Raw genomic sequence first — 25,764 nt, 5'->3', positions numbered from 1 at the left:
TAGCATATTTTTCCTCAGTTAACTTTTATGGTGGATGTAAAAGTCATTCGGTGTACTTATTGATTCAAAACGAAAAAAACTTCCACATCCGTAAGTGAACGGTGGAAGATTTATAATCCGGTATACAGTTTTCTAAGTTCGTTCACCACTGACTATATGCCAATGCTGATGCTTCGAGTCTTGATAACTGCCCAAGTTAGTTACAATCTTCGATGAGCCTGTCTGAGCTAACAAGTCAGCAGCTACTTTTTTAATGACCTGCATCATTTCTAAGAGTAGCTCATCATTATTCTCTTCCTCTTCTGAAATGAAGGACTGAATATGAATCTTGGGAATTACAACAATGTGATGCTTGTAGTATGGCCGAGTGTGATGATAAGCCATAACGTTATTTGTTTCCATGACAACTTTGACTTGCGTTTTACCACTCAGCACCTCATCACAATAGAAGTCCTGTGTCATAATATCCCCCCTCTTACTATTAAGTTCTGATATATCCTGCCTTCTTCAACACATATTCCGTAAACGGATTGATCTCAGGGATCGGCTGATTCAGATTAAAATATCGGAGTTCCAGACCTTCATCATCCATAATGGTTGGGCTGCCCTTGATGCCTGCAGCTTCATAAACAGCCATGACGTTGTAAACTTCATCACCATGTGGATACTGATAGTACATGTCCTCACCTGAAAAAATGCTAATGAGTTTGAACGATTCCGCTCTCAGTCCGGCCTCTTCATACAATTCCCGCGCAGCTGTTTCCTCCAAAGACTCCCCGGGTTCCATGGATCCCCCAAGTGTCCCCCAATCCAAGCTATCTGTACGTTTTTGTAGCAGCAGGTGACCTTCCTCATTGAACACGAGTACACATGAGCCCGCCATAATTAGAGGACGCGAACCCACCAGTTTTCTTAGCTCCATGATATATCCCATCCATGCTTCTCCCCCATCTTCAAAGTGCATACGTGAAAACGCATCCTTATGATTTGGTCAAGATTCCCTGATCCACGGATTTCTGAATAAGCTGCTGCGCATACTCCCACAATGTTTCGGAACCGTTTACAATCTCACGGTTTCTGTTTAACACCTGTTCACTTGTAATGTAATATTTCTGCCACGTATCTCCCTCATTCTGATGATTGTGGATAAGAGGCTGCAGCCGATCGAGAGATGAGGCAAATTGTGCTTCAGGCGTCTGCTTGGCTTCAAACTCTAACCATAACTGGAGTAATTCTTCAGTCTGTTCCTTGGGCAACATACCAAACAGCCGATGAGCCGCCTGGAGTTCACGATCATATTTATCCGTATTCCCCACCGTATCGTAGGCAAAAGTATCTCCCGCATCGATCTCAACCAGATCATGAACGAGAAGCATCTTAATGACTTTAAGAATATCCACATCCTTGTTGGCATGACTCTGTAAAACCAAAGCCATCATCGCCAGATGCCAAGAATGCTCTGCATCATTTTCAAGTCTCTCACCATGCATAATTCTCGTCTTTCGTTCAATCGTTTTGAGTTTATCAATTTCAATGAGAAATTGAATCTGATCCTGTAATGATTCGCTCACAGCACATCCTCCTTCATATCCGATACCCGTCTACGTGGATAGATCATACCAGTAAACTCTATAGTTAAAATCCAGTGACATGCCCACACCCTGTGCCAGACGAATTGAGCCAGCATTATCCGGTGAACAATCCCAATACGGATGTATGCCTACACGACCGCATTCTTCTACAAAAGCTTTTGCCACCATCGCACCATAATTTCTTCTTCTGTAGACTTCAACCGTTTCAATATCAACCGCATGTGTCTGATCTGCGATAAATGCAGAAAGGCAAACACTCGCGATATCATCATTATGCACTGCAATATAGCCAAAGCCATGTTGCAAAAAATCATCTATTGTCGTCCAGAAGTGAGAGATTTTATCCATCAGAAAAGGAGAATTGTTATATCTTTTCTCTCCTAATAGTACTTCATCTATCCTGAGAATTCTGACTTTCTCGTCCTGTGAATCACATATGTCGAGAGGTGCTTGCTGACTTATCAGATTTGGATTCAACTTGAATACATGCTGAATATCACTGGGGATATCTCTTTTCCCGGAGATGTGCCGAAGAACATCTTCCCAGGCTTCGTCCATCACACCAATTTCAACAGCATGAATATGTAAGTTTAATAATTCAGGTTCAATACGTTCCCGCATGTACTCTTTCAATTCATTCAGAAAGGGTTCACTTCGAGAATCTCCGATCAACTGAAAACCAGATTGTCCATGTATCCAAATTAGAGCTGCTGTTATATTCTCTGCATCATCTACATAGATCCGTCCCGGGTTCAAGCCATACGCCACCGCTTTGACTTCAATATTTTGACATGAGTCCGTGAGATGTTTTACTTTGTGGAAATCATGTTTATTAATCTCGGTAATCATAGGTTCATTCCTCCTATAACGACAGCTCAGGAATTATTACATCAAGCGTGTAATCAAACCAAGTATATATTAAGCAACTCTTGAATCCTAAGATTATGCTTTTCCAGCCAATTCATGTTCCTCTCAAACTGTTCAATCATAAATGTGAAGTTGTGTTCAATCGTTGCTCCGGCATAATACTGACCAATATAGAAATGAAGTACTGCTATATAATAGATTTTTGTAAGTAAAGGTAAGTAACTAAACTCAAGCGCTGAATGCTTGCGTTCACTGCCATATCCTTGAAGAAAGGACTCAATCATTTCCATTGATCCTTGGGATTCCTGAACCACATGATTGAAGCTAATGATAAACTCTATAAACGCAGTATCCATACCAATAAAATCAAAATCCAGTACGCCTGTGATCTCCTCATTCTGAGCCAGCAAATTATAAATCAACAAATCATGATGAACCAACTGTTGTGGTAACACCTCTAACTGCAGATTGGAACTCTCAATTTCTGTGATCATTTTCTGGTAAAAGGTAACCTTTGAGACTGATAATTCAAAAGGTGAATTTTTGTAAAAAGCCATAATCGATTGATGATTAGCTAACGGATGAATTTCGTACACTTTAGTAAATGAAATTCCCCTGTAAACTTGCTTGCCTATTGGGAACCCTTGCATTCGTGTCGAAAACTCACCCACCAGCTGCCCAAACTTCTTAGATTTGTCTACGCTAGACAATTGGGGTACAGTACCTTCCAGAAAGGTAGTAATAGCCGCAAGTGTCCCGTCTTCTAATAATAAATAGTGTTGGCCATCTATAGCATTATGAAAGAGTGGGATCTGAAACGAAGAATGAGTGCTCTCAAGGAAAGCTGTCACTTTACATTCCAGTTCAATATCATCGATCGTTTTGAGATGTTTGTTATAGATACGAACGATAAACCTCTGTCCTTGTATTTCAAGGATTTTGGTCGTATTCGTCAAGCCAAATGGAACGGCTGCCAAGGCATACTGGGTATCTTTGAAATAATGAAACATGATTTCATCAAATCTTATATTCATAGATTCTCGTTTCTTCATCATCAAGCAGATATCCTTTACCGATATAGGCCCAGTTATTTTTCTCATAATAATCAGTCAGATCAGTACACAAATACAGCTTGTCGTACCCTTTCGCTTTCACCTCATTCATCGCATGGGTCTGGAGTTGTCCGCCCAGGTTCTGGCCCCGATATTCTGGATCAACATGAAGACACGCAAACCAGGGAAAGAGATCCTGCCTGCTATTCAGATCACTTCGTAACAAAGCATACCCACCAATAATTTGGTCTCCGTCCAACATCACATAAAATCTTGGCACATCACTCTCTGTCTCCACAGAACGCTCTATACAATCCCGATAGAAATGGAAGCTTGCTTCCGAGCCCCATTGTTTCCAGAAATACTGTACTGCTTCTTGCAGCACGTCCGGCTTCTGCCGAATATCAAAAATTTGCAAAATGTTAATCTCCCTTCGCGCTTTTTGCTTCCGTATAGGATCAGGTATCCAATTCAACGTTCAGTTCACGCACAAAAACAGCTGTCCCCTTCATTCTGACATCCATATCCTCACCATCCCGAATCACACTCACTTGAACCTTTCCATCTCTTCCAATCTCATGTCCTTGCTCTACCAAAAACTTCACCTCATCAATCTCCGGTTTCAAATAGGTTAAATAATAAGCACCCATCACACCGGAGGCTGTTCCAGTCACTGGATCTTCCGTCGTACCTGAGTAAGGTGAAGAGAAATGTCTGGCATGCATCATCGCATCGGAATCACGGGTTTCGAAACAAAATGGATGTAGGGAAGCTTTCGGATTTTCAAGTAAAATACCAGGGAACAGGGAAGAATCCGGTTTCATTTTCATAAAAGAGTTCAGTTCACGAATCGGGATTAATAACGTCCAGGTTCCTGTACTTCCATAAACGATTGGAGTAGAAAGGTCAACATCATCCAGAGTTAGGTTTATGGCGCTTACCAGCTTCTCGATATCCCCCTGGAACGGTATAAACTGCGGCTGATCCTGTTTCATTTCCATGTAAATGGTGTTGGCAATGCGCTCAAATCGTATGGGTAATGTACCTACATTGGTTTCAATCGTGATTAACTCGCTGTCACTCAACATACCACGCGTCTTCAAACCATAGAGTGATGCCATTGTGGCATGACCACACAGATTAATCTCATGGCCCGGGGTAAAATAACGTAATCTGACATCAGCTACTTCAGAGTTCAACACAAATACCGTCTCATTAAAACCAACTTGATAAGCGATCTGCTGCATCGCGATCTCACTCAAATGATCAGCATCAAAAACCACTCCTGCAGGGTTCCCTTGGCCGGGAACTGTGGAGAAAGCGTCATAATGATAGACCGTAATATTACTCATCAACAGACCCACTCTCTCTGTAATCTACGAGACTCACATTTCCATATAACTCTACGCTTTCACCATCAATTACAAGCCCGCCACCATCTTGGCACACATAAACCGCCGTACGATTAACACGGGTATACTCTCTTAATGAATTCAGGGCGTCTTCCGAACCATCCCAGTGCGGTGCAAACTCAAAATCAACGAGCCCCAGTGCTTTCATATCTTTCAGATCTACATTGTTTTCATCTGCATCTTCCCCATACCCAGCTATCTCTATCGTAGGTGTAGTCAGAATACTGCCTGCGCTGACCCCAATCAGAATGCCACCACTCTTCACATAGGAACGCAGCAAACCAAGCACATTTCTCTTCTGTAATAAACTTAGAAAATAAAACGTATTTCCTCCGGATAGATGAATCGCATCACATTCGAAAATAGAGCCAAATGTGCTCTCCTCATACTCCAGATCAAGATCATAATATTGAATGTTATCGATTCCTACTTGATTATAATAACGTCTGGTGTGTTCAAAATATTTCCGCTCCGGATCGGAACACGAAGGAATATATCCGATGGAAGGCTGTTCACTGTTGAATAAGCGTAATATTTTCTGATCCAATTTATCGTTAGATTCGAATACCAAATCACTTAGCAGAACCAACGTAGTCATCTGATTTCCTCCCGTACCTATTAGACTGGCTTAAACTCTCTATCCAAAATCGAGAAAAAATACTGGTCTGTCCACTGATTGTTCCACCATAGTTCTTCCTGGAAAACGGCCTCGCGTGTCATTCCCACATGCTGCATCAGTGCTGCTGAGCGAACATTTTTTGAATTGCACATGCCGACGACCTTATGAGCTTGTAACTCTTGAAATGCAAATTGTAACAAAAGACGGGTAGCCTCGCTCCCATATCCGTTGCCTGCGCATTCTGAAAGCACACCGTATCCAAGTTCCCAACTTTTTCGGTAATCCACATAACTCCACATCTGAACGATACCAATGGGTGTATCTTCCGGATCATTCATGCGTCGTATAACGAAATCATAGGCATACGGTTTCTCATCTGCGACAGCAAAATGGCTGCGATATTTCTCACGGACCTTTTCCTCATCCGTTTCAACAGTTTCCTCAAAGCTCCATATGTTTGTATCACATTCAAGTTGACCTATGAAGTCGAGGTCCTGCTCTGTGACTGTTGTTATTCTGACCTTCTCTCCCACGAATTCCATGTGGATTCATCTCCGTTCTGCAAGGATCATTCCTTTTCCCCATAGTCCTTTAACAATATCGACCTGATAGTTTGACTTAATCACTTTGCCCTCAGTGACAACTGTCCACAACTTCTTACTATCTACATGAACCATACTAGAGTCCTCATGAAATAACTTCACCGTGTCAATGGCATACCTTTTATTTAACGAGTTCTCTTTATGATTATATCTCCCTTGGGGAATACCTCTGACATAACCATCCTCACACAGACCCAGAAAAGCAGTTCTTGGACAGCCTTTCCGTTGTCCCCAACTTCCCTCACCGAACAACTCTCCTGTTGCAAAATTCCAAGCCTCAACTGGGTTAACAAATTTCTTGTTCTGTACGTAATGAACTGCATTAATAGCGGCTTGAACATATTTGTTTTGAGACATACCAACATCCCCTTAGTGAAAGATCATTGTTTGGGAATCTCCCACTCTGTATTAAGCAAACCTCTACCAATATTCCATTTGGCGAGCAATACTCTCTGTTTATTTTCCAGATCAAGGTATGGTGCTGCAACACAGGATAATGTGTCGAACATTTGGATAAAATGAGGCCCTTCCTTGAAACGTCGAAGCCCGCCATATTCTTCATCATCTGCTGCCCATACAATCTTCTTAATCCCCGACATTAATATGGTGCACGAACACATGGGACAAGGCTCACAGGTAGTATAAAGCGTCAAGTCTTTCTTCTTCGAGAATTTCTTCTTCTCTACATCCAGCAAATGTTTTCCTGCCCGACGAATGGCATCCACCTCAGCATGTGCGGTGGGGTCGCAATCCGAGAAGACTCGGTTCCGGCCTTTACTCACGACAATCCCATCCACATCCACGATTATCGCACCAATCGGATACGTTCCTTCAGTAAATGATTGTTCTGCTTCTTCCAGAGCCAAAGTTAGATACTCATAATCCGATAACTTCATTGAAAATCCCCCTAAGTGCAGTTATAGTCGCTTATAAAGCAGATCCTTGTCTAATGTGTAGTAAAAGAGATTGTCGGGATCTCCTTTAAAAGTTAAAAGTTCTTGATCGTGTACTGCCCTGCTTCACCAAGAAAATCACTTTTGGTTAACCCTTCTTCTCCGAGTACCATCCTGTAGTTCGATATCGTACCATCATGGGAAATGATAAACGTATTGCCGCTCTGTTGCCTGCACCACTCAAGAAGCTGTTCAGCTAATATCTTGAATCGACATGCATCTATCTGATTAATACTTTCTCCCCAACAATCCAACCCCAGCTCAACCAATCTTATGTCAGTATACTGATGACTGAGCTCTTCCTTGGAATAGATCTGATCGCAGACGAAAGGAACAAACTCTGGATTCTGAGGAAATATTCTTGGGCCAACCAGCGGGCTGAAGAACACAAGATTTTTGTTAGGGGTTAGAAGGAGTGCTGTTTCGATCGTACGTTTCGTTGGACTAACCAAAATGACGTCTTCAGGCGCAAAAACCACTTGTTTACGCAACGCTATGACTTGACTTTTTCCCAATTCAGTGAGGCCAGGATGCAGACAATTTAATTGGTTTGGGTAGTCTTTCAAGTGTTCGCCATGACCATGACGAATAAATGTAATGTCCATAGACACCTATTCCTCTATTTCTGAATGAAGTGTTTGATGCCTTTTGCATCAAGAAGGTTACTCAGTTCCTTTTTCAAAAACACAGGATAGACTTCCATCCGCTCCAGTTCGTCCAAGAAAAACCATCGGAAGATTAACTTACCGTTATCCTCTAGACCTTTGAATTCTATTTCACTATAAAGTTTATGGGTTTCAGGCAATGTGATGACATAATAAAAGCCAACTTCATGATACTTCAGGCCATCATATTCAAAGAAATCTTCACTAACATATGCGAGCCTGTGCGCTTCTACATGAACACCCAGTTCCTCCATCATCTCTCGCACAATAGCCGCTTCTGTTGTCTCGTTTAATTCCACCCGACCTCCGGGCAGATTCCAGAAATCATCCTGTTCAGTCGTATGCAAAAGAACTCTTCCCGCATCCATCACAATACCTGCCACACGGAAGTTGAATTTGTTGTGATTTTGTTCATACGATATATTATTGTTATCTGCAGTGGTCATCTCGCTGACCATCCATCAGCAAATCCGTCCATGAATCCCATGATGAATGAGGGAATGATGAGTACGAGCAATAAAATTAAACTGGCTATGCCCCATCTAAGAATTACTTTCCGTTTGCTTCGAACACCTATAATAAGTAAGATTGCGGTTGTTGCAATTAAGGCTACTCCATAAAATGTCATAAAACTGACCTCCGGTATGTATTCGTATTTCATTAAGGTTACTGCAGAATCTTTTCTAGATTGTGCCTACAAGCCTCGCGGTCATAATCCGAATTATCCAGCCAGACCTTATCCATCTGAAGTAACCCATAGATTTCGGACTCCAGCTTCTTTCTTTCCTGCAAAACCTGTACCGTACCCTTAACACCCTTATAACCCTGTGCCTGCCCCAAACCCTGGTTCGTATAATAGTTAATGAATCCCTCTGACCATTCTTTTGGTCTTTCACTAACTGCCTTATCAAAGGTATAGGATATATCTTTCTGGTCGATATAGATGAGAAGCGGATTCAGAGCATGAATGATACGCCCCAGTTCCAATACATACTGCACGTTCTGCTCTTTGGATTGATTGCATTTTACAAGACCCATGGTTAGTGGATTCTGGATAAAACAACATTCAAATATCGTGATGCAGTCCTCATTCGTGCTTAACACATTTCGGGCGAAATCTTGCCACTTCTCGGTGATCAGCTTAACATTTTGCTCAAAAGGAATTTCGTAAATATCTCGGCTGAAAATATCCTGTACAATGTGATCGGGAAGCTCTGTTCCCCATTGTTCTTTCATCTTACGATAAGGAATCAAGAAACCTTGATCATGGGCAATCGCATTACTTTCCAGAACCTCTCTGTATTTTTCATGCGTTTTCAATAAAGTCTCGAAGTCTCCTGCATAATAAAAAGATACGCCCTCGTAATCAGCAGGGTGATCCAGGTTTCCTTCCTGAAATAGTTGTACCTTCTTGCCTTGTTCTATCAAAATTTCGGAAACCATCTCGGCAATCGTTGACTTGCCTGAACCCGGTAACCCTTCAATCAGTATTAATCGCCTTGTCATCATTACATCACCCTTTATGTTGTGTGAAGATATGGATCTTCCATGTGTCAGACACTATGTTATTAATCAATATCTGCAATAACCCATTGCGCAGAATCGCCATCTTCTTTCTTTTTCCAAAACACCATCGTATTGCTATACTCTTCGTCGTTCTCATTTAACTCGTTAATCACCACCACTGCCTGATAGAGCTTCCTTTGCTCCTGTATAGTTATGTCGCTCATGGAAGTAACCTTGAGAACTTTGTATCTTCCCATGCCTAATATAGGAGATTCAGGATCAATCAGACTCATATATGCTGCTTCATCCTCTTCGTATAAATAACGCATACGTGCATTCATAAGTTTGACAATTTCCAATTTGTCCCCGGTATAGCTTGTTTCATCGAGGTACTCTGGTGGGATGTCTTCCGTCTCTTGGGATGCCGATATTTCTTTATCCTGTTGTGTCTCTTTTTCTGTGACATTTTGAGGTGGGGAATCTATTGATTGTTGTGCATCGTCAGGTTTTCCTGGTTCTGACACGCCACCAGAAGTAGAAATAATAATGAAACTACAGTTAACTTTTTCATCATCAGCCCTCCATTTAATCATGGATAACACTCCCCTGGTAAAGACCTTAAATGCCTTTTATTTAGAACGAAGACTTCCTATGTTGTAAAATTTTCTCTCAAGGTACATCATAACCCATAATGTGGAATTTGCGAACGAACGAAATTAGCCATCTTTGCTTATATGGCATTTCACGCAAAAAAACACGCTTCTCTGCACAAGTTACATCATGTAAAGAGCGCGGATATCAGCAGAAATTCCTCCCAAATTTTGTAACTGTCCACAATCATTCTACCTATCTATTAAATAGCATATTCATTATGCCGACCGCTTTAATCTGGATCTCTTTTTCTTCATTATCCGAGAAAAGGTAACTATATGTTGAAAAAATCCCCATATGCTGTATATGTCCACCTGTATAATGAAGCGTCTTTTCCTCACCGTTGATCGTCTGCGTAAACGTCCTGCCTTCATTCATATCAAACGAAGAATGGATATCATGTTCACTTGCGAGCCATGCAACAAATTCTTCTTCGTTTGGATTGGTCATTACTAGAATAACGAACAGAACAACAAGCACAACAATGCCCGTTCTTAGTCCTGCTCCCCTCTTGCTACCATGCTGTGTGTACTCACGCCTCAACCCGTTCACCCCGTTTCTTGAACAGAAATCTCTACGTTCTTCGCCGAAACCCAACCACTCAATCCATAGGAGGATGAGATCACCATGTACTTGTATTTCTCTTCTATTAGCCAAGTTTGTAATTCCTCATAGGAAACATAACTGACAGGCCAACCGTAGCCCTTTCCCGACTCTAACAACTCTCGATTATGAGGGATAAAATGCTCTACGTCCCACTCATCGAGATCCAAAATAATACTGCCATGCAGCGGTGTATCAAACGCATGGGCCATTACACCAGAGAATAAGACATCCATATTTTTCGGCACATCATGACTCGAACGAGTACACATCCTTATCCTTTCGTTCTCTAAATCAACTTCGTAGCTTAATATGATGTTGTCATGCAAACTTGGCATATTCCCCCTCCTTCCAGTAAGCTGTATGCTCATATATCAAACACCATAATATTGTTTATAGTTTGAGACCCATTCCGTTTTGGAAAAATTAACAAAATCATACGGCTCGCACTGTCTAAGGTACAGCACCTCCTTGTGCGCCTGTTCCCCATTCATATTTTCCAGATAAAACAATGTCTCCTCATACCCTGCACCACATAATAATTGCACATCAATATAACTGCTCGTATCCTGATTCATTTGTTTGGCCTGCCAGATCAGTTCAGTGTCCTCTACATTTCCGATACAGAACAACATAATGCACAATAGTTTCAGAACTTCGTTATCCTCTAAGTTTTGATTCTCTATCTCTTGGTGAAGCAGCTGTCGAATGGCCTCCCGGTTTACCTCATCAGGATCCAATCCGTACAGCTCCAACAGTTCTTCCTCGTTCATACGTGTACTCCCTACCTACTTGAGAATGTTGTTTAACTCTTCCGCTTTTTTCCTGCTATCCATTCTAGCATAAAAATAAAAAGCGATGATGTGCAGCACAATGGATAACAACCACATGCCGGGGAACCAGGGAGCAATCATATGGAACATTTCCGTGGAGAATAACCATACGATCGCCATTCCTCCTGTGATACTCAAGGTAGAAGATATAACAATATTCCACAATGGTTTCAACGTAAAATGGTTCCAAAGCACATTGTACATCACGCCGTACAGCACAGCAGCAATAGTTGAAATTCCAGCAATATTCCAAAGGTAGCTCATGTGGATAGGTTGATCACTATAGAATAAGGTCAATAGCACAGTCACCCACAGTGAAGTAACGGTGAACACCTGGAAAAAGGAATGCCTAAGCTGAATGATCATGATAATTTCCCCCTAAAGTTTTTAATATAAAATCGGCTGACGAAGTAACTGGAGCTATCGCTCAGGTCTACCTTGATTCGGGCATGGTCTGTTGCAGAGAATGCGGTGATGTACCGCGTATTGATGATCGTTTGATTATTGATTTTCACAAAATGAACGTCATCGAGATCCTCTTCTACAAATTTCAGACGTTTATGAAGCAAGTACCTCTCACCTGAGATCACCCGGACACCGCACATCCGATCCTCTGATTCAAAGGCAACCACCGAGCTCAGTTGGATCTGTATATTGCGATTATTCTTGGCATGGATGACCGTTAATTGAGTTTCCGATTCACAGATTGCCTTCTGAATACGGTCCCACTTCGACTTCTCCGCCGGATGTGTTATGACCTTGGCTAACCTTTTTTCAACTGTCGTGTCCTCTTCAAAAATGACTTTCATGTGTTTGCCCCCCTCTCACAACTCATATTACAAGCATAGTTACGACTATCCCACTGTATTGCGTTTTGTTGCATGATTTTGCAGGTTTGTTGCATCGGCACTCCATAGATACGAAAAAGAACCACTCCATGGGAGCAGTTCTTCTATGTACTCATCCAGAGTATTCAAGGCATGAGCTATTCTTTTTTATCAAGGTGCTGCCTTAACCTACTCGACCTCCAGATACATCTCCTGATTTTGCAGGATTATCTTATTCATGTGTGCAATAGCTGCTTGCGCCACGGTCTGATAGGTTGCATACAACACCTCTGTTCTCTGTAGCAAGATTGGGTCCTTCTCCAGATCCGTTGCTAGCACCTCACGCCACTCTTCACCCACTTTATTTTTGTCCGTAATGAGACTTTCTATCTGGTCCAGTACAGTTACCATCTCATCTATACAAAAAAAGTGCATCCCTTTTTTAATCCCATGCCAACTCTTGATCTCAATGATGTTATATGCCGAAAACCAATAAAATTCTGCCAGACTCTTCGTATGATTATGATAGGAATAGAACAGAAATAAAGCTTGTTGCCCTTCGTGTAACTTTCGGTATATCTCTGTTTTGGCTGCCATATCTCTGCCCCGTACAGAAACAAGCATCGGTTTAATACACAACCAGCTAAGCTGCTTTGAATGTACATCTTCTGCTCGCACTCTAGCCTTCATAACATTCTCCTCTCTATTCAGCGCTTCAAGGATTCTCTGGTGCTTTCACTGCCGGGTCATTCTCTCCGCCCATTCTGCGTCTGGCTGTCTCCATCTTCCCTGTCGAAGGCACATGTTCAGACGCTTTAGCTAATCCGAATGTGGGCATGTTGGCGTATATGGTCTCGAAGGAACCTGACTGAGCCTTGTATGTTTCATGATAAATTCCTACTGTTCCGTCAGTACCAATGGATCGGTTGAATTTTTTCCAAGCTTCCAAGTGTAGTCCGCCCCGTGCGTATTTCTCCAATTGATCGTAAGAACGCCAGTATTGGAGTAGCGTCACCCCACGCCAGCTTATAAAATACTCTGTACTCAGAAATCCGGTCTCCGGATTCATATAGAGTTCTTTAATCATCGGGCCCATGGACTTTAAGACAGGCAACCATTTGTGTATAGCCCACAAACGATTGATCCTCATTCCGATAATAAAAACAACAAATTCTCCCTCAATCTGTGCTGAGTACCTTCCCTTATGTATGTTCGCCATGTCACTTCTCCTTCTCGTCAAAAACATTCGATTTCATCGGATCTGGACGACCCTTCCTATCCGCTCATAGGCATCCAGTGGGAAATCAAAACTCCACCGTTTGTGATACTCCTCCGGTTCCACAGCCATCCTCCTTTATGTGATTCTATGATGCAAGATTAACTGGAGACCATGGATGCCCATCTTTCGAACGCCCCTGTCGAGAAAACCCACTTTCAGATATAACTGTTTTGCCGCAATATTTCCTTCATTTACTGCTAAAATAATCTCATTGATCTCCGGATGGAGCTGGCGAACGAATTTAGGCAGTGCCTTCATTGCTTCCTTCGCATACCCATTTCCTTGGTGTTCCATCGAAATGGATAGAGCCCGTATCAGTATGGTATGAGATGCATCCTTCTCTTCAACGTATTCAGAATTTTTATGTAATATAAAGAATCCAACAGGTTTCTCTTCATGAAGGATAACCATCGGGTCTTTGTCCGGATTTTGAATCGCTTCATCAATCACATCCGCAGGCATTGCAGTAAACTGAAGCTGATCTCCATTTAGAGCGAAATCATCCAAATCTTGGTCATATTGCTCGTGATAAAGAGCCAACCGAATTGAGTTTTCCATTTCCAGACCCTCTCCTTTCATTACAATCATCTTCTAATGAGTCAGGTGGTAAAGCCACACCCCGATATCCCTACCAAAGGTATATACCAAATTTAGCACAACGATAGATAATAAAAATGCTGCACTTTTGGGATACTTCTTCATTAGATCAGATAGTTCTATTATTGTTTTTTGCATGATAGGATCTCCCTTCACGTAAATCTTTATAAACATCCCATTTCGTATACAATTGTTTTATAGCCAATCCGTTTGTATGTATAAACTCTTCCATAGCTTCAATGGATAAAATATTTAAATCAACCAAAGGTTCGTTGTCAGGATTAGCTAAAAACGCCAGTTTCTCTCCCCTATACTGATACACCTCAGATTCCAGCAATCCCCCTAAATTAAATGCTCTCCCCACTTTCAGCTCACTTAACCAATCGTTGGCCCCGTTCCAATTCTGTAGAATCATAAACTCCAGCTTCGTGACATCCTGTGTATACACACTTCTTCCATTGGGATGAACTTCATATGCAGGATAAATATCGAATGTCCACACGCGGTCCGTATAGATATGTGCGATATAACCGCACAGATATTGCATGAATTTGGGATCACTATAAGCTAACTGTTTGTTTAACTCAAAAAAGGCTTCAAGTTCTTCGTCTGTTGCAAATCTCCCTGCCTCTGGCATGAGGTGGGTTTTTGCCTTTTCGGTACGAAGATTGGTTCTTACATGGATGGAATCTGGAGCGAGGCTCCCCAATAATAATTCAGGGGATGGATCTGATATCACTTCCGAAGCAATTGCAAAATGAACCATAGGCCAAGGCAATGTAAAAACTCCTTTCTTTATTAAAAGGCTCAACTTTGATGTTCTATGACTTACAAAGCTAAGTGCTCACTCTCTTGTACATGTATCAATTCAATATCCTCACAATAAAATCCTAATATTCCGTCCTCATAGTCTTCAACGTAATATTTCATCGGATGATATCCGTGGTCTTTCAGATCTTTAATATTAAACCCACTTATCTGAACTAGAACACCATGAGGCTTATAATGAAAATTTTCAATATTAGTGAATCTAAAAAGTAATTCATATGTAACAATGGAGAATTTCATTAAAAATGTAATATCTGCTATCGAAATATTTTCATAATATTTGTCTTGTTTTATATACAGATTCAACCCAGCAACCCACTCCAAATTTTGAACAGAAAAGGCTGGAATAAAAGGTTGAATTATTGCCATGTTTTTCACCATGATCTAACCTCTATTCATTTAGAACTATTATATTAACGCTATCACTGGCGTAGCAATTTAGACTCTCCTTGCTTCAAGTCTACAAATATAGGCTTCTGCACATTGTTAATTGTGGAAATATCAATCTCATCCAGACTTTTAAAAACAAGCTGTAATGACTCCTTTTGTTCATCTTCAGATAAAAGAGTTACCTGATCATCACAGAGTTTTCCTTCCAACTCCGCAATAACGTCAAATAAAAACATTACAAATACTACTTCATTTCCATCCGGATACGTATAGTGCATCCTCTCACCCGTGTAGATCGAGGCCAATTCATAAGAACTCACCTCAAGCCCTGTTTCCTCTTTCACTTCTCTAATCATGTTTTCTTCGATTCGTTCACCTGGCTCCATACCACCACCAGGTAATCCCCAATCCCCATAATCTGATCTCTTTTGCAGCAGAACTCTCCCCATATGATCTCGAATAATAGCTCCACCCGTAACCACAATACGACTAGTCATTGCTCTTGCTCCTCTCTGTTGAGTTGCTTCTCAACAGCTTACGATTTTAATCAGGAAACTTTTCTATTGATTCATATCCCAAAATGCACAATACATTTCCCATTTACCTCAGCATACTTTGCCATGTTTGCAAGCTTGTTTAATTCGTTGATTAATTCAACTTTGTTGTACACGAGTTTTTCGTGACAGCCCTTCCGTTCTTCTCCATCAAAACAGTAACTCCCTGTTAGAACAATCGGATCCGCCGCATGGCTGAATAGATCGATCCAGGCCCGAATGATTTGATGAAACTTCAACAAAACATCCTGTTCTTCAATAACGGTTATTCCATAGTTGTTCAGTCCACTACACCGCATACAGGTAGATGGATTCCATGTATCCAACCAACAAAGGGAATCATAGATGTACGCAATGAATTCGTCTTCCAAGGTCGCATGATTCTCTGTGGTTAATCCACTTCCATGTATTCTCCCTTGTGAATCCCATGAGTAGTAGGTATGAATATTCCCGTCTACTTGCGATTTGTTTTCGATAACAAAATGATGATTCGGCATACCTAAGTACTTCCCCCCTTACACGTCACTCCCATAGACTCCTCTTAATTCATCATAACCCATGTATTGGTAAATGGAAATTGAAAAAGATCCTATCTAACTCCCAAATTAGGAGAAGCCAAATAGGAGCGTGAAAAAACTTCCTTACATTCATAAAATCCTTCGTCTACTCAGAAACGCTGTTCCTTCTTCTCGGTACATCTCTATAAACTCATTGGTCACATGATCATGCCTCAGTATTCCCATATAATCTGTTCCAGGTTTCTTTGGTCTATAATCTGAATCCACCATGTAGATATTGAAGTGCACCTCATCTTCGTCCTCTGATATATCCGTATGATCGAAAAGTGAACTCACTTCATCTTTACCGAGAAACCTAAATGGAGATGCCTGACGCTCTACAATATAAAAAGGATATGTGAGGTTCTCTATCTGAATGAATTTCTGGTATCCCTTAAGCTCTTCAGGTATAAGATCCATGTACTGTCTAGCTACATCTTCTGTCTGAAACACACCCGAAACCCACTTCAAATCCCCCTTGGTTGCTACGATAATGAACAAACTAATCACCTTCTAATTTAAATATTATTTCTCTCTTTCACGCACAAAAGTCTGGGACAAAATCCGGTGGGTGCCAGTGATGTTGTCAATTTCAATGTTATATTCAGACTCAGTATATTCAATCTGATGTTGCTCATAATATTTTTTCCAGAATGAAACTGCGGCTGCATTATTAGCAAGCTGTTCTACTTTGAATGTACCCTCAAATTGAGCAAAAACCAAGTCAACCGCTTGTGCTGCCAGCCCCTGTCCACGATACTTTTTCACCATGAACAGCTCTTGGACGGTATAATCCACGTCTTCCGGCACATATGGAGGTGAGCACACCAGTACGAATCCAATAACCTTTCCTTCATACTGAATCAAAAACGCATGTAATTCATCGCGTTCCAGATATAGATAGGTGTTCGTTGGATCATATTTCCCCTCCTCAAGCAGATCCTCACCAGAAAATTCGGACAGGTCATATAAGTACAAGTTGTACAGGTTGAGAAACAATTCCTTTTGTTCTGCCAAAACACTCGTAATTTGTACGTTGATCTTCATTGCACATCTCCCTTAGTAAATGAGTTGGCTAGTGATCCATACATAACCTTACCGATTCCACAGCACGTTTGCTGTGCCCTGTTCTCAATATATCCTTTCAACCACAGCAGATATAGGCAAAGTTTGGTTTAAACCATAGAGTAACCTTAACTGTCGTAGTGGAAGTGTACATTTGTGCAAAAAAAAAGACTCCCTACAGAGTCCGATTATTGGTCTTATCTTTATTTTTCACCAAGTATCCATTAACACTTAGCTAATAATTATTGAATTATATAGGTTCAACTAAACTTTTTACACAAAAACGGAGAGGACAGAAATAACCTGAAGAAGCGGAGCATTCGCCTTTATCACCGGATTTCCCCTTTAAAAAGGGAATCAAAAAAATCTGGGGATAACAGCGATCGGAAGGTTGTTCTGTCATTGGAGTGCTCAGTGTAAACCTCTTTAGTTGAACTTATATAGATAATCAACCACAGGATATGAGATCACATTTCGATCTCTATACGTTGAAGTCACCGCTTCGGGATGTGTGCTAAGAATTCCATTTTGCAACATCACCGGCCTGAAACCTCGCTCCATCGCACCGTTGTATGTGAATAGAACACATTCCTCTGCGGCAAACCCGGAGATAATCACCAATTCAATTCCATGACTCTTCAAAACCTGCTCCAGATTAGTTTGCCAGAAAGCATTGGAAGCTTCTTTGGTAACTGTGATATCCTTCTCATTCACATCTACCTCGGGAATAATACGATATTCTTCCGGTGGTGTCTCCTCCATGCCCTCCACATCCTGCACGTGAACGACCACATGATCATTCGAGCGCAGCACGTTAGCTACATGGTTAATGTACTCGCAAGCATGGTCTATCGATCTCTGGTCCATCTTTTTCCGCACAATACTCTCTTGCATATCAATGATTATGAATCCTACTTTCATCCAATCTCTCCTCATAAAATGTAGTATTAATCTTGGTATCACATCTCAACTTAATCTTTAAATAATTCATTCAGCATCCGGTCACGGTTCTCCAGAAAGCTGCGGGTAATCTGGTAGTGATCGGTATCCTCATAGGTTACCTCTTGAATATGGTTATCGTCAAAACTTAAAATCTCCGCCCCCGGATACCCGAGCAGAATAGGTGAGTGCGTCGCAATAATGAATTGTGAAGTGCCCGAAAGATCATGAAGGATACGCAATAAAGAGAGCTGCCTTGCTGGAGATAAAGCGGCTTCGGGCTCATCGAGCAGATAGATGCCTTTGGAACTGAAGCGATTGACGAACAGACTGAGAAAAGACTCCCCATGTGATTGTTCATGTAATGAACGCCCGCCATAATATTGAAGCGATGCCGGCATCTCATCGACATGTGATGCGAATTGATAGAACGATTCAGAGCGCATGAAGAAACCATTCGTTATTTTGGGCAACCAGGCCAGCCTGAGATAATTCCCGAGCGAGGATTCCGAAGCATGTGTCTCATAGGTATTATTCCTGCCACCCCCTGCGGTATTGAAGCCACATTGATGTGCGATGCCTTCCAGCAGCGTAGATTTCCCTGAACCATTTTCACCTACAAAAAAAGTAACGTTATTCGTGAGCTCCAATCGTTCCAAGGACCGGATCGCGGGGATGTCAAAAGGATATTGGTCCCGATTCTCGATCTTGGCCGACAGGAGTTCCACACTTCGAAGATACATAGGCATACTCCTATTCATGTTAGATTTAGCTCCAACTACGGCAGGTACCTTTTCGTTTACACATTCCCTATATTAAACGACGAACAGTCGGATGACAAAATTATGGTTGACGGGGGCAGATCAGCTTTTATATTATGTAGGAAGAACGTTCTGATGAAAACATAAAATGAATTGGCGTGTTACCACCCCAGAGGGCATGAGCCAAGAAGCGAACATGAGACTATACTCGCTTCTTGGCTCTTTTTGCGTTCCGGAGGAATGAAAGCGTTAACTTTAGAAACGAGGAGGCGGTGAACCGTGAGTAAAGGAATGGTTCTGCAGGTGGAGCGGGTCGTCGGCAGCAATATTGTTCTGGCCCGGTCGCAGCAGAATACCAAGGAGTACGTACTGATTGGCAAAGGTTTGGGATTTGCGTTCAAGGTGGAAAGCACCGTTCAGTCCGATGATCCGCGGATTGAGAAAAGGTTCCGGCTGGAAGACCGGGAGGAATGGGGGCAGGCTCAGGAGCTGATGAAAGACTTGGATCCCAATGTCATCGACATCTCTGACCAAATTATCCGTCTCATCGCTGATCAGTTTCCCGGCAAGCTGAATGACAAGATCTACCTTGCTCTTCCGAGTCATATTCAGTTCACCTTATATCGTATCCGCAACGGGATGGAGATTCTGAATCCTTTTCTTACGGAGACAAAGCTCAGTTTTCCAAAAGAATTCGAAATCGCCTCGGAAGCGGCGGCCATGATCGGAGAGGCCTTTGGCGTAGAGATACCGGAGGATGAGGCCGGGTTCCTGACATACCATGTGTACTCCTCCGTAAATCACGTCACTGTCGGACAGTTGGTTAAGGTATCCAATGTGATCAGCAAGCTTCTGTCGATTATTGAAGAGGAGGGTGGCGTTCGCTTTGATCAGGGCAGCCTTAGCCAGGCAAGACTCATGATACACTTGCGCTTCTCCATGGAACGCCTGTATCAGCAGCCGATGACGGCCCCCACCTTCGCACAATATGTGAAAAATGAATATACGTCCGAATATCAGCTGGCCAGAAAACTGAGCGCTGTAATGGCCGAGGATTTGGGTACAGAAGTGCCCGAGGAAGAAACGGCTTTTCTCGCAATGCATTTATACCGGCTTTTTCAAACCCATGCCAAAACCAACAACAGAAAGGACAACACACAATGATCTGGAAATGGAAAAACAACAAATCTGCCAAAACATCTGAAACAATATCCGTCGCCTCCCCGCTCACCGGAACCTGCGTCAGTTTGGAAGAAGTGCCTGACGAAGCGTTCGCGCAAGGACTTATGGGACCGGGAGTCGCGATGATTCCCCAGGAAGGCAGGCTGGTCGCCCCTATAGACGGCACTGTGGTGCACCTGATCAAATCGCACCATGCCGTAATGATTGAGCATGCTTCCGGGCTGCAGCTGCTGCTGCATATCGGTATCAATACTGTCAGCCTGCAAGGACAGGGCTTCACACCCCAAGTGCAGACCGGGGATCAGGTCACTATCGGTCAGACTCTGATTGAATTTGACCTGAATGCGATCGCTTCGGCCGGTTATCCAGTCATCACCCCTGTCATCGTTGCGAATGCGGCTGAACAGCCATGGGAGTCGCACCCGGAGTATGGCAGCGTAGAAGCAGGCATGGGAACTATCATGAAAGTCAGCTTGTCCAAATAACCTAAATCAAAAAAGAAAGGAAGAACAATATGCTGAAATCACTGCAAAAGCTGGGAAAATCCCTGATGCTTCCTGTAGCAACCCTGCCTGCGGCAGGTATTCTTCAAGGCCTCGGTCTTCTTAATTATGAAAAGGACATTCCGCTCGGTCCCGTGATCGGGGGATTTCTTAATCAGTATGTAGTTCCATTCCTGAATGAGGGAGCGGGGGCGATCTTCGGCAACCTTGCGCTCATCTTCGCCATTGGGGTGGCAATCGGACTGGCGGGGGATGCGGTCGCCGCGCTTTCCGCCCTGATCGCTTATATGGTGCTGACGCGGATTCTGGGAGCTGTTCCAGGTGTATTCGGCTATATTCCTGACGATGTCAAGCTGGATATGGGCGTATTGGGCGGGATATTTGCCGGACTGCTTGCAGCCTATATGTATAAAAAATACCATAATATTAAGCTTCCTGACTGGCTCGGCTTCTTCTCCGGCAAACGCTTTGTGCCGATGGTCACCGCCGGCTCCATGCTGGTGTTGGCCATCCTGTTCGGCATGGTCTGGAGCCCGATTCAGGATGCCATCGGCGCTTTCGGCGCCTGGATTGTAGGCTTTGGCGGCGTTGGTTCCATGGTGTTTATGATCGCCAACCGCCTACTCATCCCGCTTGGTCTGCATCATGTCCTCAACTCCATCGCCTGGTTCCAGATTGGAGATTATACCAATGCAGCCGGGGAAGTCGTGCACGGCGACCTGACCCGCTTCTTCAACGGAGACCCTACGGCAGGCATGTTCATGTCTGGCTTCTTCCCGATTATGATGTTCGCTCTTCCGGCGGCGGCGCTAGCCTTGATTCATACAGCCCGGCCTGAAAAGCGCAAAATGGTCGCTTCGATCTTTATCGGCGCAGCGGTGGCTTCTTTCTTAACGGGTATTACCGAGCCGCTCGAGTTCTCCTTCATGTTCGCGGCGCCTCTGCTGTATGTGGTGCACGCTATTCTTACCGGTGCAGCGGCCCTGATCATGTACCTGCTGAATGTTAAGCTGGGCTTCGCCTTCTCTGCAGGTCTGATCGATTACCTCGTGAACATGAAGCTGTCGACCAATCCGCTGCTCTTGATCCCGGTAGGACTCGCATTTGCGGTCGTCTATTATTTCCTGTTCCGATTCATGATTGTCAAATTCAACCTGAAAACGCCGGGGCGCGAGGATGACGCTTATGATGCCGATCCCCCAACTGATACTTCCGCCGTGGCAGCGTCTGCCGACACCAAGGCTGGCAAAGTGCTCGCCGAGATCGGGGGAACAGATAATATCGAGAGCATTGACGCCTGCATCACTCGCCTCCGGTTAGTTGTCAGGGACGACAAAGCCATCAACGATCAGGCGCTCAAACAGCTTGGCGCTTCCGGCGTCATGAGGCTCGGTGGTGGAGCTGTGCAGGTCATCTTCGGCACTCAGTCCGAAATCCTGAAGGATGAGATTAAGAAGCTGATGTAACACTCGTCCTCCTGTGAGTTTAAAAGGCGAGAACAAGGGTATGTTTCCCCCTGTTCTCGACCTTTTTTGTTAACCAAGAAGCGCAGGATATTCTTTTGAAACGGTTTTGATTGAAAAAAAAGAGAGCAAGCTATATGCCACTCTCTCTGTGTTAATAGACAAATCTGCGCTGCGCCCAATAGCTGAATACAAAGATCGATACCTCGGTCAATAATTTGGCTGCGAGCAGTGGAATAATCAGTTTTTCATTATAAAAGTACAGTAAACCATAGTTTAATAACAGCACCAGCAAGACAAGTGAGAAATATTTGGGCAAAGACTGCCGAACCTTCGAGGTTCGTCCAGCGGAAAATACGTACTTCCGATTAATCGTATAGTTGAAGATGGAGCTGCATAGTCTTGCTGCAACAACCGACAGAAACAGATTGTGTGTGAAATACTGAATAACAAATAATAGTCCAAAATCAATCAGAGCAGACAGCACCGAAGATGTGCTGAACATCAGGATTGGCATATAGATCCGGAATGAATCAACCAGCGGGCGGAAATGGGAGGACTCATTGTGATCCAAATACACCGTATCAATAAACTCCTCCGTAATCTCATACCCTTCCTTGTGTGCCGTTAACAGCATGTTCATCTCGTATTCAAACCGATCCCCGGGAATCTGGTTCAACCAGTCCAGCATGGAGTAAGGAAAACCGCGTAGACCCGTCTGCGTGTCATATACTTTGGTACCTGTCGTGAGCGAAAAGACCGCCCGTGTGACGGTGTTGCCAAAACGGCTACGTGCTGGAATTTTACCACTGAAGCGACGGCTGCCGAGTACAATTCCTGGTGTCGTTTGTGCAAGAAGTACTTCGAAGATACGCTTAATATCATGTGGCAGATGCTGTCCGTCACTATCTGCGCACACCACACCGCCCTGTGGTCCAAACTCCTTAATATACTGAAAGCCCGTCTTTAAAGCCCTCCCCTTACCCAGATTGACGGGATGTGTCAGGACCGTACAGCCATAGGCTTCTGCCGTTTCAAAAATGCCACGGTAACCGGGTCCACTGCCATCATCCACAATCACAATGGGTCCAAGTTTAAATGTCTGTAACTGCAGAACAAGATTTAGTAAACGCACATCGGGTTCATATGATGGAATTAATATCGTCATGATCCTCGTCCCTCCGTCAGATATAAAATGTCACTTACGCCACGTTCCTGGTTACGCCCTAGCGGATTATTGACAACTCTGCCCATAAAATACATCGTGGATGAACCGCCGCCGTCCAGATTGTAGGCTTCGGTTGCTCCGAGGCCTTTCATGACATCAGCCAGTTCTGCCAAGGTCATGCCACGGCTGTCGTCCTGTCGTCCGTCCACCACCACGAAGACGTAATGATTCGGAGCAATCATGCCGATCGCTGTTCTTGGATTCGCATCTTGGATCGAGCGGTTGCCAAAGTTGTTATCGATTTTCACACTGCTAAAATCACTGACAATCTCGCCATCCTGAATCAGAATGGGCCCAAAGGATAACGTATTGGTTGCACCTTCGGCCAGCAATTCCGAGGAAGAAATCTCGTTCTCGTTATAGGTTTTCATCGTTCCGTCATTGAACAGGGCAAGTGCATCCCGCGTGGGGCTGTCCCGGTACAATGTTCCATTTCGGATAATGACACCATCATCACGAAATCCATAATAGTCACCATTAATGGCAAAAATCGCATTGTTGGCTGCGGCAATCTCTGACGTATTCTCGGTAATGTTTGTTCCAAAGCTGTTGTCTGCCAGCGCGGTTCGCAGGCTGCTTGCATCTGTTAGCTGAACATCGGCGACATAATACGTAATCTGATCCGAGCCTGAACCAGTCTGTACCTTTTCAATACTGACTTTCATATCATCACTCGAATAATTCCAATCATCTGACGTTGCATTCACCTCAGTCGCTGTGATTGAAGTGTTGGTGGAATCATTCGCGTTGTTCGTTGCTGCCGTTGCCGTGTTCTCATCCGCCACAACCACCTGCACATGCCGGATCAGGTAACGGTCAGCCAGGCTGTACAGGATTCCACCTATCGCAAGCACGATGACAAGTGTGATGATGAGCCATCTGCGCTTTCTTGGGGAGATCGGTCGTTTATTTGGGTCTTTCCGGGTTGGTTTCTCATAGATCTTCATCATGTAAAGCTCACCTCTTCATCTAAGTTCTTAAGGCCATATTAGGCCGGGTAGCTTAAATGAATCTGAAACCATATCAAAAAAGGCCATCCGTTTTCCTAGTAAGGAAATCAGATCACCTTAATTTCAGTTTATATAACCCTAAATGTCACTGTTATCGTTTATATATCTCGTTCAACATACATATCACATATCTTCAACAGATCTTCCTTTTATGCGTCTGCAAAAAGAGCATCGTATGCGGGACAAGGCCGCTTTTCCAAAAATTCAGTTAACGCCAGCGGCTGCTGGGCATAGATATCCTTCAACGACGTTCCATTATAGATATTACCAATCACGACAGGATGGCATAACTCACAGATGAGAATATCCCCGTTGCCGTGCAAGTGCAGCTGTTTCGTGCCATCCACACAATTAGAGAAATACACACCAGGTTGTTCACGCAAATTCAACTGTTCAGCGAACCGATCCATACAGGTAAAATAGAGCGTTGTATCTGGCTTCTTATGTTCAATTAATTCCGTTACAGATCGAACGAGAGACTCCCTGGATACAATCTGGCTCCAGTCGGTATGCGGCATCTTAATGCTGTTCTGGATCTCATGGATGCGCACACCCAGATCATACACCTTATCGCTAATGGCCTGCATGTTCGCTTGATTACCTTTAAACAGCAACGTTTCCAACACCGTCTCCAGACCAGCTTCCGTACACAAACGGATATTCTGCTCCAGTCTCTCATACATGCGAGGATGCACACGGTAGTACGCAGCATAGGCATCCGCATCCGTATAATTGAACGAGATATGAATGTTGGACAAGCCTGCATCACGCAACGCAAGAATCCGTTCTTCGGTCAGCAGACTGGCATTACTGTTCAATTGTGTATCAATGCCATGTGCTGCACAGTACATCACAATCTCCAGGCAATCCTGGTATTTCAGTGTTACTTCTCCTCCGGATAATCGCACTCGCTTGAGACGAGGAAGTTCACTAATAATACGGATGACTTCCTGACTATCGATGCACGCTCCATCATCCCGATTGTAGGCGCAGCAATAGTCACATTTATAATTGCAGTTCGATGTCACTCCCACCTCAAGCCCTTCCAGCTCATATACGCCGGGGGTCTCCAGTTCGAGTGATTTATATTTGTTTTTGGATATCAATTCGTTGTACCTCCTGGTTCCTTCATTCAATTCATGTTTGGATAACTTGAAGATTATAGCGGAAGGCACCCCGTTCACGATATGACATTATGTACGTTGCTTGCTGAAAACAAAAATAAA

General features: G+C 43.4%; 38 protein-coding genes. 3 read left to right on the top strand and 35 right to left on the bottom strand.

Going from position 1 to position 25,764, the window contains the following annotated elements:
- Positions 1–132 precede the first annotated feature (132 nt).
- From QNO02_RS08080 to QNO02_RS07925, 32 genes are all read right to left on the bottom strand, one after another.
- Entirely contained in the window at positions 133–462 is a 330-nt protein-coding gene (locus tag QNO02_RS08080) for an HIT domain-containing protein (protein WP_176872724.1), read from the bottom strand.
- Positions 463–481: 19 nt separating this feature from the next.
- Positions 482–934, bottom strand: coding sequence for an NUDIX hydrolase (locus QNO02_RS08075; protein WP_133384052.1), 453 nt, complete (start codon positions 932–934; stop codon positions 482–484).
- 46 nt (positions 935–980) lie between these two features.
- The gene (locus tag QNO02_RS08070) at positions 981–1,571 is read right to left on the bottom strand and encodes an HD domain-containing protein (protein ID WP_289391728.1); all 591 of its coding nucleotides are present in this window, start codon (positions 1,569–1,571) and stop codon (positions 981–983) included.
- Between the two features lie 30 nt (positions 1,572–1,601).
- Entirely contained in the window at positions 1,602–2,441 is an 840-nt protein-coding gene (locus QNO02_RS08065; RefSeq protein ID WP_133384050.1) for a GNAT family N-acetyltransferase, read from the bottom strand.
- Positions 2,442–2,494: 53 nt separating this feature from the next.
- Positions 2,495–3,514, bottom strand: coding sequence for a phosphotransferase enzyme family protein (locus QNO02_RS08060; RefSeq protein WP_289391723.1), 1,020 nt, complete (start codon positions 3,512–3,514; stop codon positions 2,495–2,497).
- Positions 3,477–3,929, bottom strand: coding sequence for a GNAT family N-acetyltransferase (locus tag QNO02_RS08055; RefSeq protein ID WP_289391722.1), 453 nt, complete (start codon positions 3,927–3,929; stop codon positions 3,477–3,479). Before QNO02_RS08055 ends, QNO02_RS08060 begins: the two co-directional genes overlap by 38 nt.
- Before the next feature lie 40 nt (positions 3,930–3,969).
- On the bottom strand, positions 3,970–4,863 hold the full coding sequence (locus tag QNO02_RS08050) for a PhzF family phenazine biosynthesis protein (protein WP_091033107.1): 894 nt from the start codon (positions 4,861–4,863) through the stop codon (positions 3,970–3,972).
- The gene (locus QNO02_RS08045; protein ID WP_289391719.1) at positions 4,856–5,521 is read right to left on the bottom strand and encodes a Type 1 glutamine amidotransferase-like domain-containing protein; all 666 of its coding nucleotides are present in this window, start codon (positions 5,519–5,521) and stop codon (positions 4,856–4,858) included. The genes QNO02_RS08050 and QNO02_RS08045 overlap by 8 nt, the downstream gene beginning before the upstream one ends.
- Positions 5,522–5,541: 20 nt before the next feature.
- Positions 5,542–6,084 (bottom strand): GNAT family N-acetyltransferase, encoded by a 543-nt coding sequence (locus QNO02_RS08040; protein WP_289391718.1) that lies wholly within the window; start codon positions 6,082–6,084, stop codon positions 5,542–5,544.
- A gap of 6 nt (positions 6,085–6,090) precedes the next feature.
- Positions 6,091–6,501, bottom strand: coding sequence for a DUF6979 family protein (locus QNO02_RS08035; protein ID WP_289391715.1), 411 nt, complete (start codon positions 6,499–6,501; stop codon positions 6,091–6,093).
- A gap of 23 nt (positions 6,502–6,524) precedes the next feature.
- A complete protein-coding gene (locus QNO02_RS08030) occupies positions 6,525–7,040 on the bottom strand; it encodes a nucleoside deaminase (RefSeq protein ID WP_289391713.1) in 516 nt (171 codons plus the stop codon).
- Between the two features lie 92 nt (positions 7,041–7,132).
- Complete coding sequence (locus QNO02_RS08025) at positions 7,133–7,702, bottom strand: phosphoglycerate mutase family protein (protein ID WP_289391711.1); 570 nt, start codon at positions 7,700–7,702, stop codon at positions 7,133–7,135.
- Between the two features lie 14 nt (positions 7,703–7,716).
- Entirely contained in the window at positions 7,717–8,208 is a 492-nt protein-coding gene (locus QNO02_RS08020; RefSeq protein ID WP_289391709.1) for an NUDIX hydrolase, read from the bottom strand.
- Complete coding sequence (locus QNO02_RS08015) at positions 8,205–8,390, bottom strand: hypothetical protein (protein WP_289391708.1); 186 nt, start codon at positions 8,388–8,390, stop codon at positions 8,205–8,207. Before QNO02_RS08015 ends, QNO02_RS08020 begins: the two co-directional genes overlap by 4 nt.
- Before the next feature lie 38 nt (positions 8,391–8,428).
- Positions 8,429–9,271 (bottom strand): adenylyl-sulfate kinase, encoded by an 843-nt coding sequence (locus tag QNO02_RS08010; protein WP_289391706.1) that lies wholly within the window; start codon positions 9,269–9,271, stop codon positions 8,429–8,431.
- Between the two features lie 59 nt (positions 9,272–9,330).
- A complete protein-coding gene (locus tag QNO02_RS08005) occupies positions 9,331–9,861 on the bottom strand; it encodes a hypothetical protein (RefSeq protein ID WP_289391704.1) in 531 nt (176 codons plus the stop codon).
- Between the two features lie 253 nt (positions 9,862–10,114).
- Positions 10,115–10,462 carry a hypothetical protein gene (locus QNO02_RS08000; protein WP_289391703.1) on the bottom strand — a complete coding sequence of 116 codons (348 nt, stop codon included), beginning with the start codon at positions 10,460–10,462 and terminating at the stop codon, positions 10,115–10,117.
- A 5-nt stretch (positions 10,463–10,467) separates the two neighbouring features.
- A complete protein-coding gene (locus QNO02_RS07995) occupies positions 10,468–10,860 on the bottom strand; it encodes a hypothetical protein (protein WP_289391702.1) in 393 nt (130 codons plus the stop codon).
- 36 nt (positions 10,861–10,896) lie between these two features.
- The gene (locus QNO02_RS07990) at positions 10,897–11,295 is read right to left on the bottom strand and encodes a hypothetical protein (RefSeq protein ID WP_289391701.1); all 399 of its coding nucleotides are present in this window, start codon (positions 11,293–11,295) and stop codon (positions 10,897–10,899) included.
- Between the two features lie 15 nt (positions 11,296–11,310).
- Entirely contained in the window at positions 11,311–11,721 is a 411-nt protein-coding gene (locus QNO02_RS07985; RefSeq protein WP_289391699.1) for a hypothetical protein, read from the bottom strand.
- Complete coding sequence (locus QNO02_RS07980; RefSeq protein ID WP_289391697.1) at positions 11,718–12,164, bottom strand: LytTR family DNA-binding domain-containing protein; 447 nt, start codon at positions 12,162–12,164, stop codon at positions 11,718–11,720. Before QNO02_RS07980 ends, QNO02_RS07985 begins: the two co-directional genes overlap by 4 nt.
- Positions 12,165–12,371: 207 nt before the next feature.
- Entirely contained in the window at positions 12,372–12,872 is a 501-nt protein-coding gene (locus tag QNO02_RS07975; protein WP_289391694.1) for a hypothetical protein, read from the bottom strand.
- Positions 12,873–12,897: 25 nt separating this feature from the next.
- Positions 12,898–13,401 carry a DUF4188 domain-containing protein gene (locus QNO02_RS07970; protein WP_289391692.1) on the bottom strand — a complete coding sequence of 168 codons (504 nt, stop codon included), beginning with the start codon at positions 13,399–13,401 and terminating at the stop codon, positions 12,898–12,900.
- 135 nt (positions 13,402–13,536) lie between these two features.
- Positions 13,537–14,019: a GNAT family N-acetyltransferase gene (locus QNO02_RS07965; protein ID WP_289391690.1), complete on the bottom strand. Its 483-nt coding sequence runs from the start codon at positions 14,017–14,019 to the stop codon at positions 13,537–13,539.
- Between the two features lie 148 nt (positions 14,020–14,167).
- Entirely contained in the window at positions 14,168–14,836 is a 669-nt protein-coding gene (locus QNO02_RS07960) for a hypothetical protein (RefSeq protein WP_289391689.1), read from the bottom strand.
- 50 nt (positions 14,837–14,886) lie between these two features.
- Positions 14,887–15,267 (bottom strand): hypothetical protein, encoded by a 381-nt coding sequence (locus tag QNO02_RS07955; protein ID WP_289391688.1) that lies wholly within the window; start codon positions 15,265–15,267, stop codon positions 14,887–14,889.
- 41 nt (positions 15,268–15,308) lie between these two features.
- Positions 15,309–15,773: an NUDIX domain-containing protein gene (locus QNO02_RS07950; RefSeq protein WP_289391687.1), complete on the bottom strand. Its 465-nt coding sequence runs from the start codon at positions 15,771–15,773 to the stop codon at positions 15,309–15,311.
- A gap of 71 nt (positions 15,774–15,844) precedes the next feature.
- On the bottom strand, positions 15,845–16,327 hold the full coding sequence (locus QNO02_RS07945) for a hypothetical protein (RefSeq protein WP_289391686.1): 483 nt from the start codon (positions 16,325–16,327) through the stop codon (positions 15,845–15,847).
- A gap of 150 nt (positions 16,328–16,477) precedes the next feature.
- Positions 16,478–16,888, bottom strand: a complete 411-nt coding sequence (locus QNO02_RS07940) for a hypothetical protein (RefSeq protein WP_289391685.1) — start codon at positions 16,886–16,888, stop codon at positions 16,478–16,480.
- Positions 16,889–16,912: 24 nt separating this feature from the next.
- On the bottom strand, positions 16,913–17,434 hold the full coding sequence (locus tag QNO02_RS07935; protein WP_289391684.1) for a GNAT family N-acetyltransferase: 522 nt from the start codon (positions 17,432–17,434) through the stop codon (positions 16,913–16,915).
- A 444-nt stretch (positions 17,435–17,878) separates the two neighbouring features.
- Entirely contained in the window at positions 17,879–18,373 is a 495-nt protein-coding gene (locus tag QNO02_RS07930) for a cysteine hydrolase family protein (protein WP_091033168.1), read from the bottom strand.
- A gap of 50 nt (positions 18,374–18,423) precedes the next feature.
- On the bottom strand, positions 18,424–19,134 hold the full coding sequence (locus tag QNO02_RS07925; protein WP_289391683.1) for an AAA family ATPase: 711 nt from the start codon (positions 19,132–19,134) through the stop codon (positions 18,424–18,426).
- 297 nt (positions 19,135–19,431) lie between these two features.
- Between QNO02_RS07925 and QNO02_RS07920 the strand changes: the two genes are divergently transcribed.
- The 3 genes from QNO02_RS07920 to QNO02_RS07910 are packed head-to-tail and all read left to right on the top strand — an operon-like array spanning position 19,432 to position 22,303.
- Positions 19,432–20,316, top strand: a complete 885-nt coding sequence (locus QNO02_RS07920; RefSeq protein ID WP_240767954.1) for a PRD domain-containing protein — start codon at positions 19,432–19,434, stop codon at positions 20,314–20,316.
- Positions 20,313–20,819, top strand: coding sequence for a PTS sugar transporter subunit IIA (locus QNO02_RS07915; RefSeq protein WP_289391682.1), 507 nt, complete (start codon positions 20,313–20,315; stop codon positions 20,817–20,819). Before QNO02_RS07920 ends, QNO02_RS07915 begins: the two co-directional genes overlap by 4 nt.
- A gap of 29 nt (positions 20,820–20,848) precedes the next feature.
- A complete protein-coding gene (locus QNO02_RS07910) occupies positions 20,849–22,303 on the top strand; it encodes a PTS transporter subunit EIIC (protein ID WP_289391680.1) in 1,455 nt (484 codons plus the stop codon).
- 151 nt (positions 22,304–22,454) lie between these two features.
- Here the strand turns inward: QNO02_RS07910 and QNO02_RS07905 are convergent, their stop codons facing one another.
- The 3 genes from QNO02_RS07905 to QNO02_RS07895 form a co-directional block, all read right to left on the bottom strand.
- On the bottom strand, positions 22,455–23,468 hold the full coding sequence (locus QNO02_RS07905; protein ID WP_091033179.1) for a bifunctional glycosyltransferase family 2/GtrA family protein: 1,014 nt from the start codon (positions 23,466–23,468) through the stop codon (positions 22,455–22,457).
- The gene (locus tag QNO02_RS07900; RefSeq protein WP_289391679.1) at positions 23,465–24,478 is read right to left on the bottom strand and encodes a phosphodiester glycosidase family protein; all 1,014 of its coding nucleotides are present in this window, start codon (positions 24,476–24,478) and stop codon (positions 23,465–23,467) included. Before QNO02_RS07900 ends, QNO02_RS07905 begins: the two co-directional genes overlap by 4 nt.
- A 209-nt stretch (positions 24,479–24,687) precedes the next feature.
- A complete protein-coding gene (locus QNO02_RS07895; RefSeq protein WP_091033184.1) occupies positions 24,688–25,644 on the bottom strand; it encodes a radical SAM protein in 957 nt (318 codons plus the stop codon).
- Positions 25,645–25,764: the final 120 nt, after the last annotated feature.

Origin of the sequence: Paenibacillus sp. PK1-4R, from assembly GCF_030369595.1 — a bacterium.
In the GTDB taxonomy this organism is placed as follows: Bacteria; Bacillota; Bacilli; order Paenibacillales; family Paenibacillaceae; genus Paenibacillus.
This window is presented reverse-complemented; position numbering and strand designations above follow the sequence as displayed.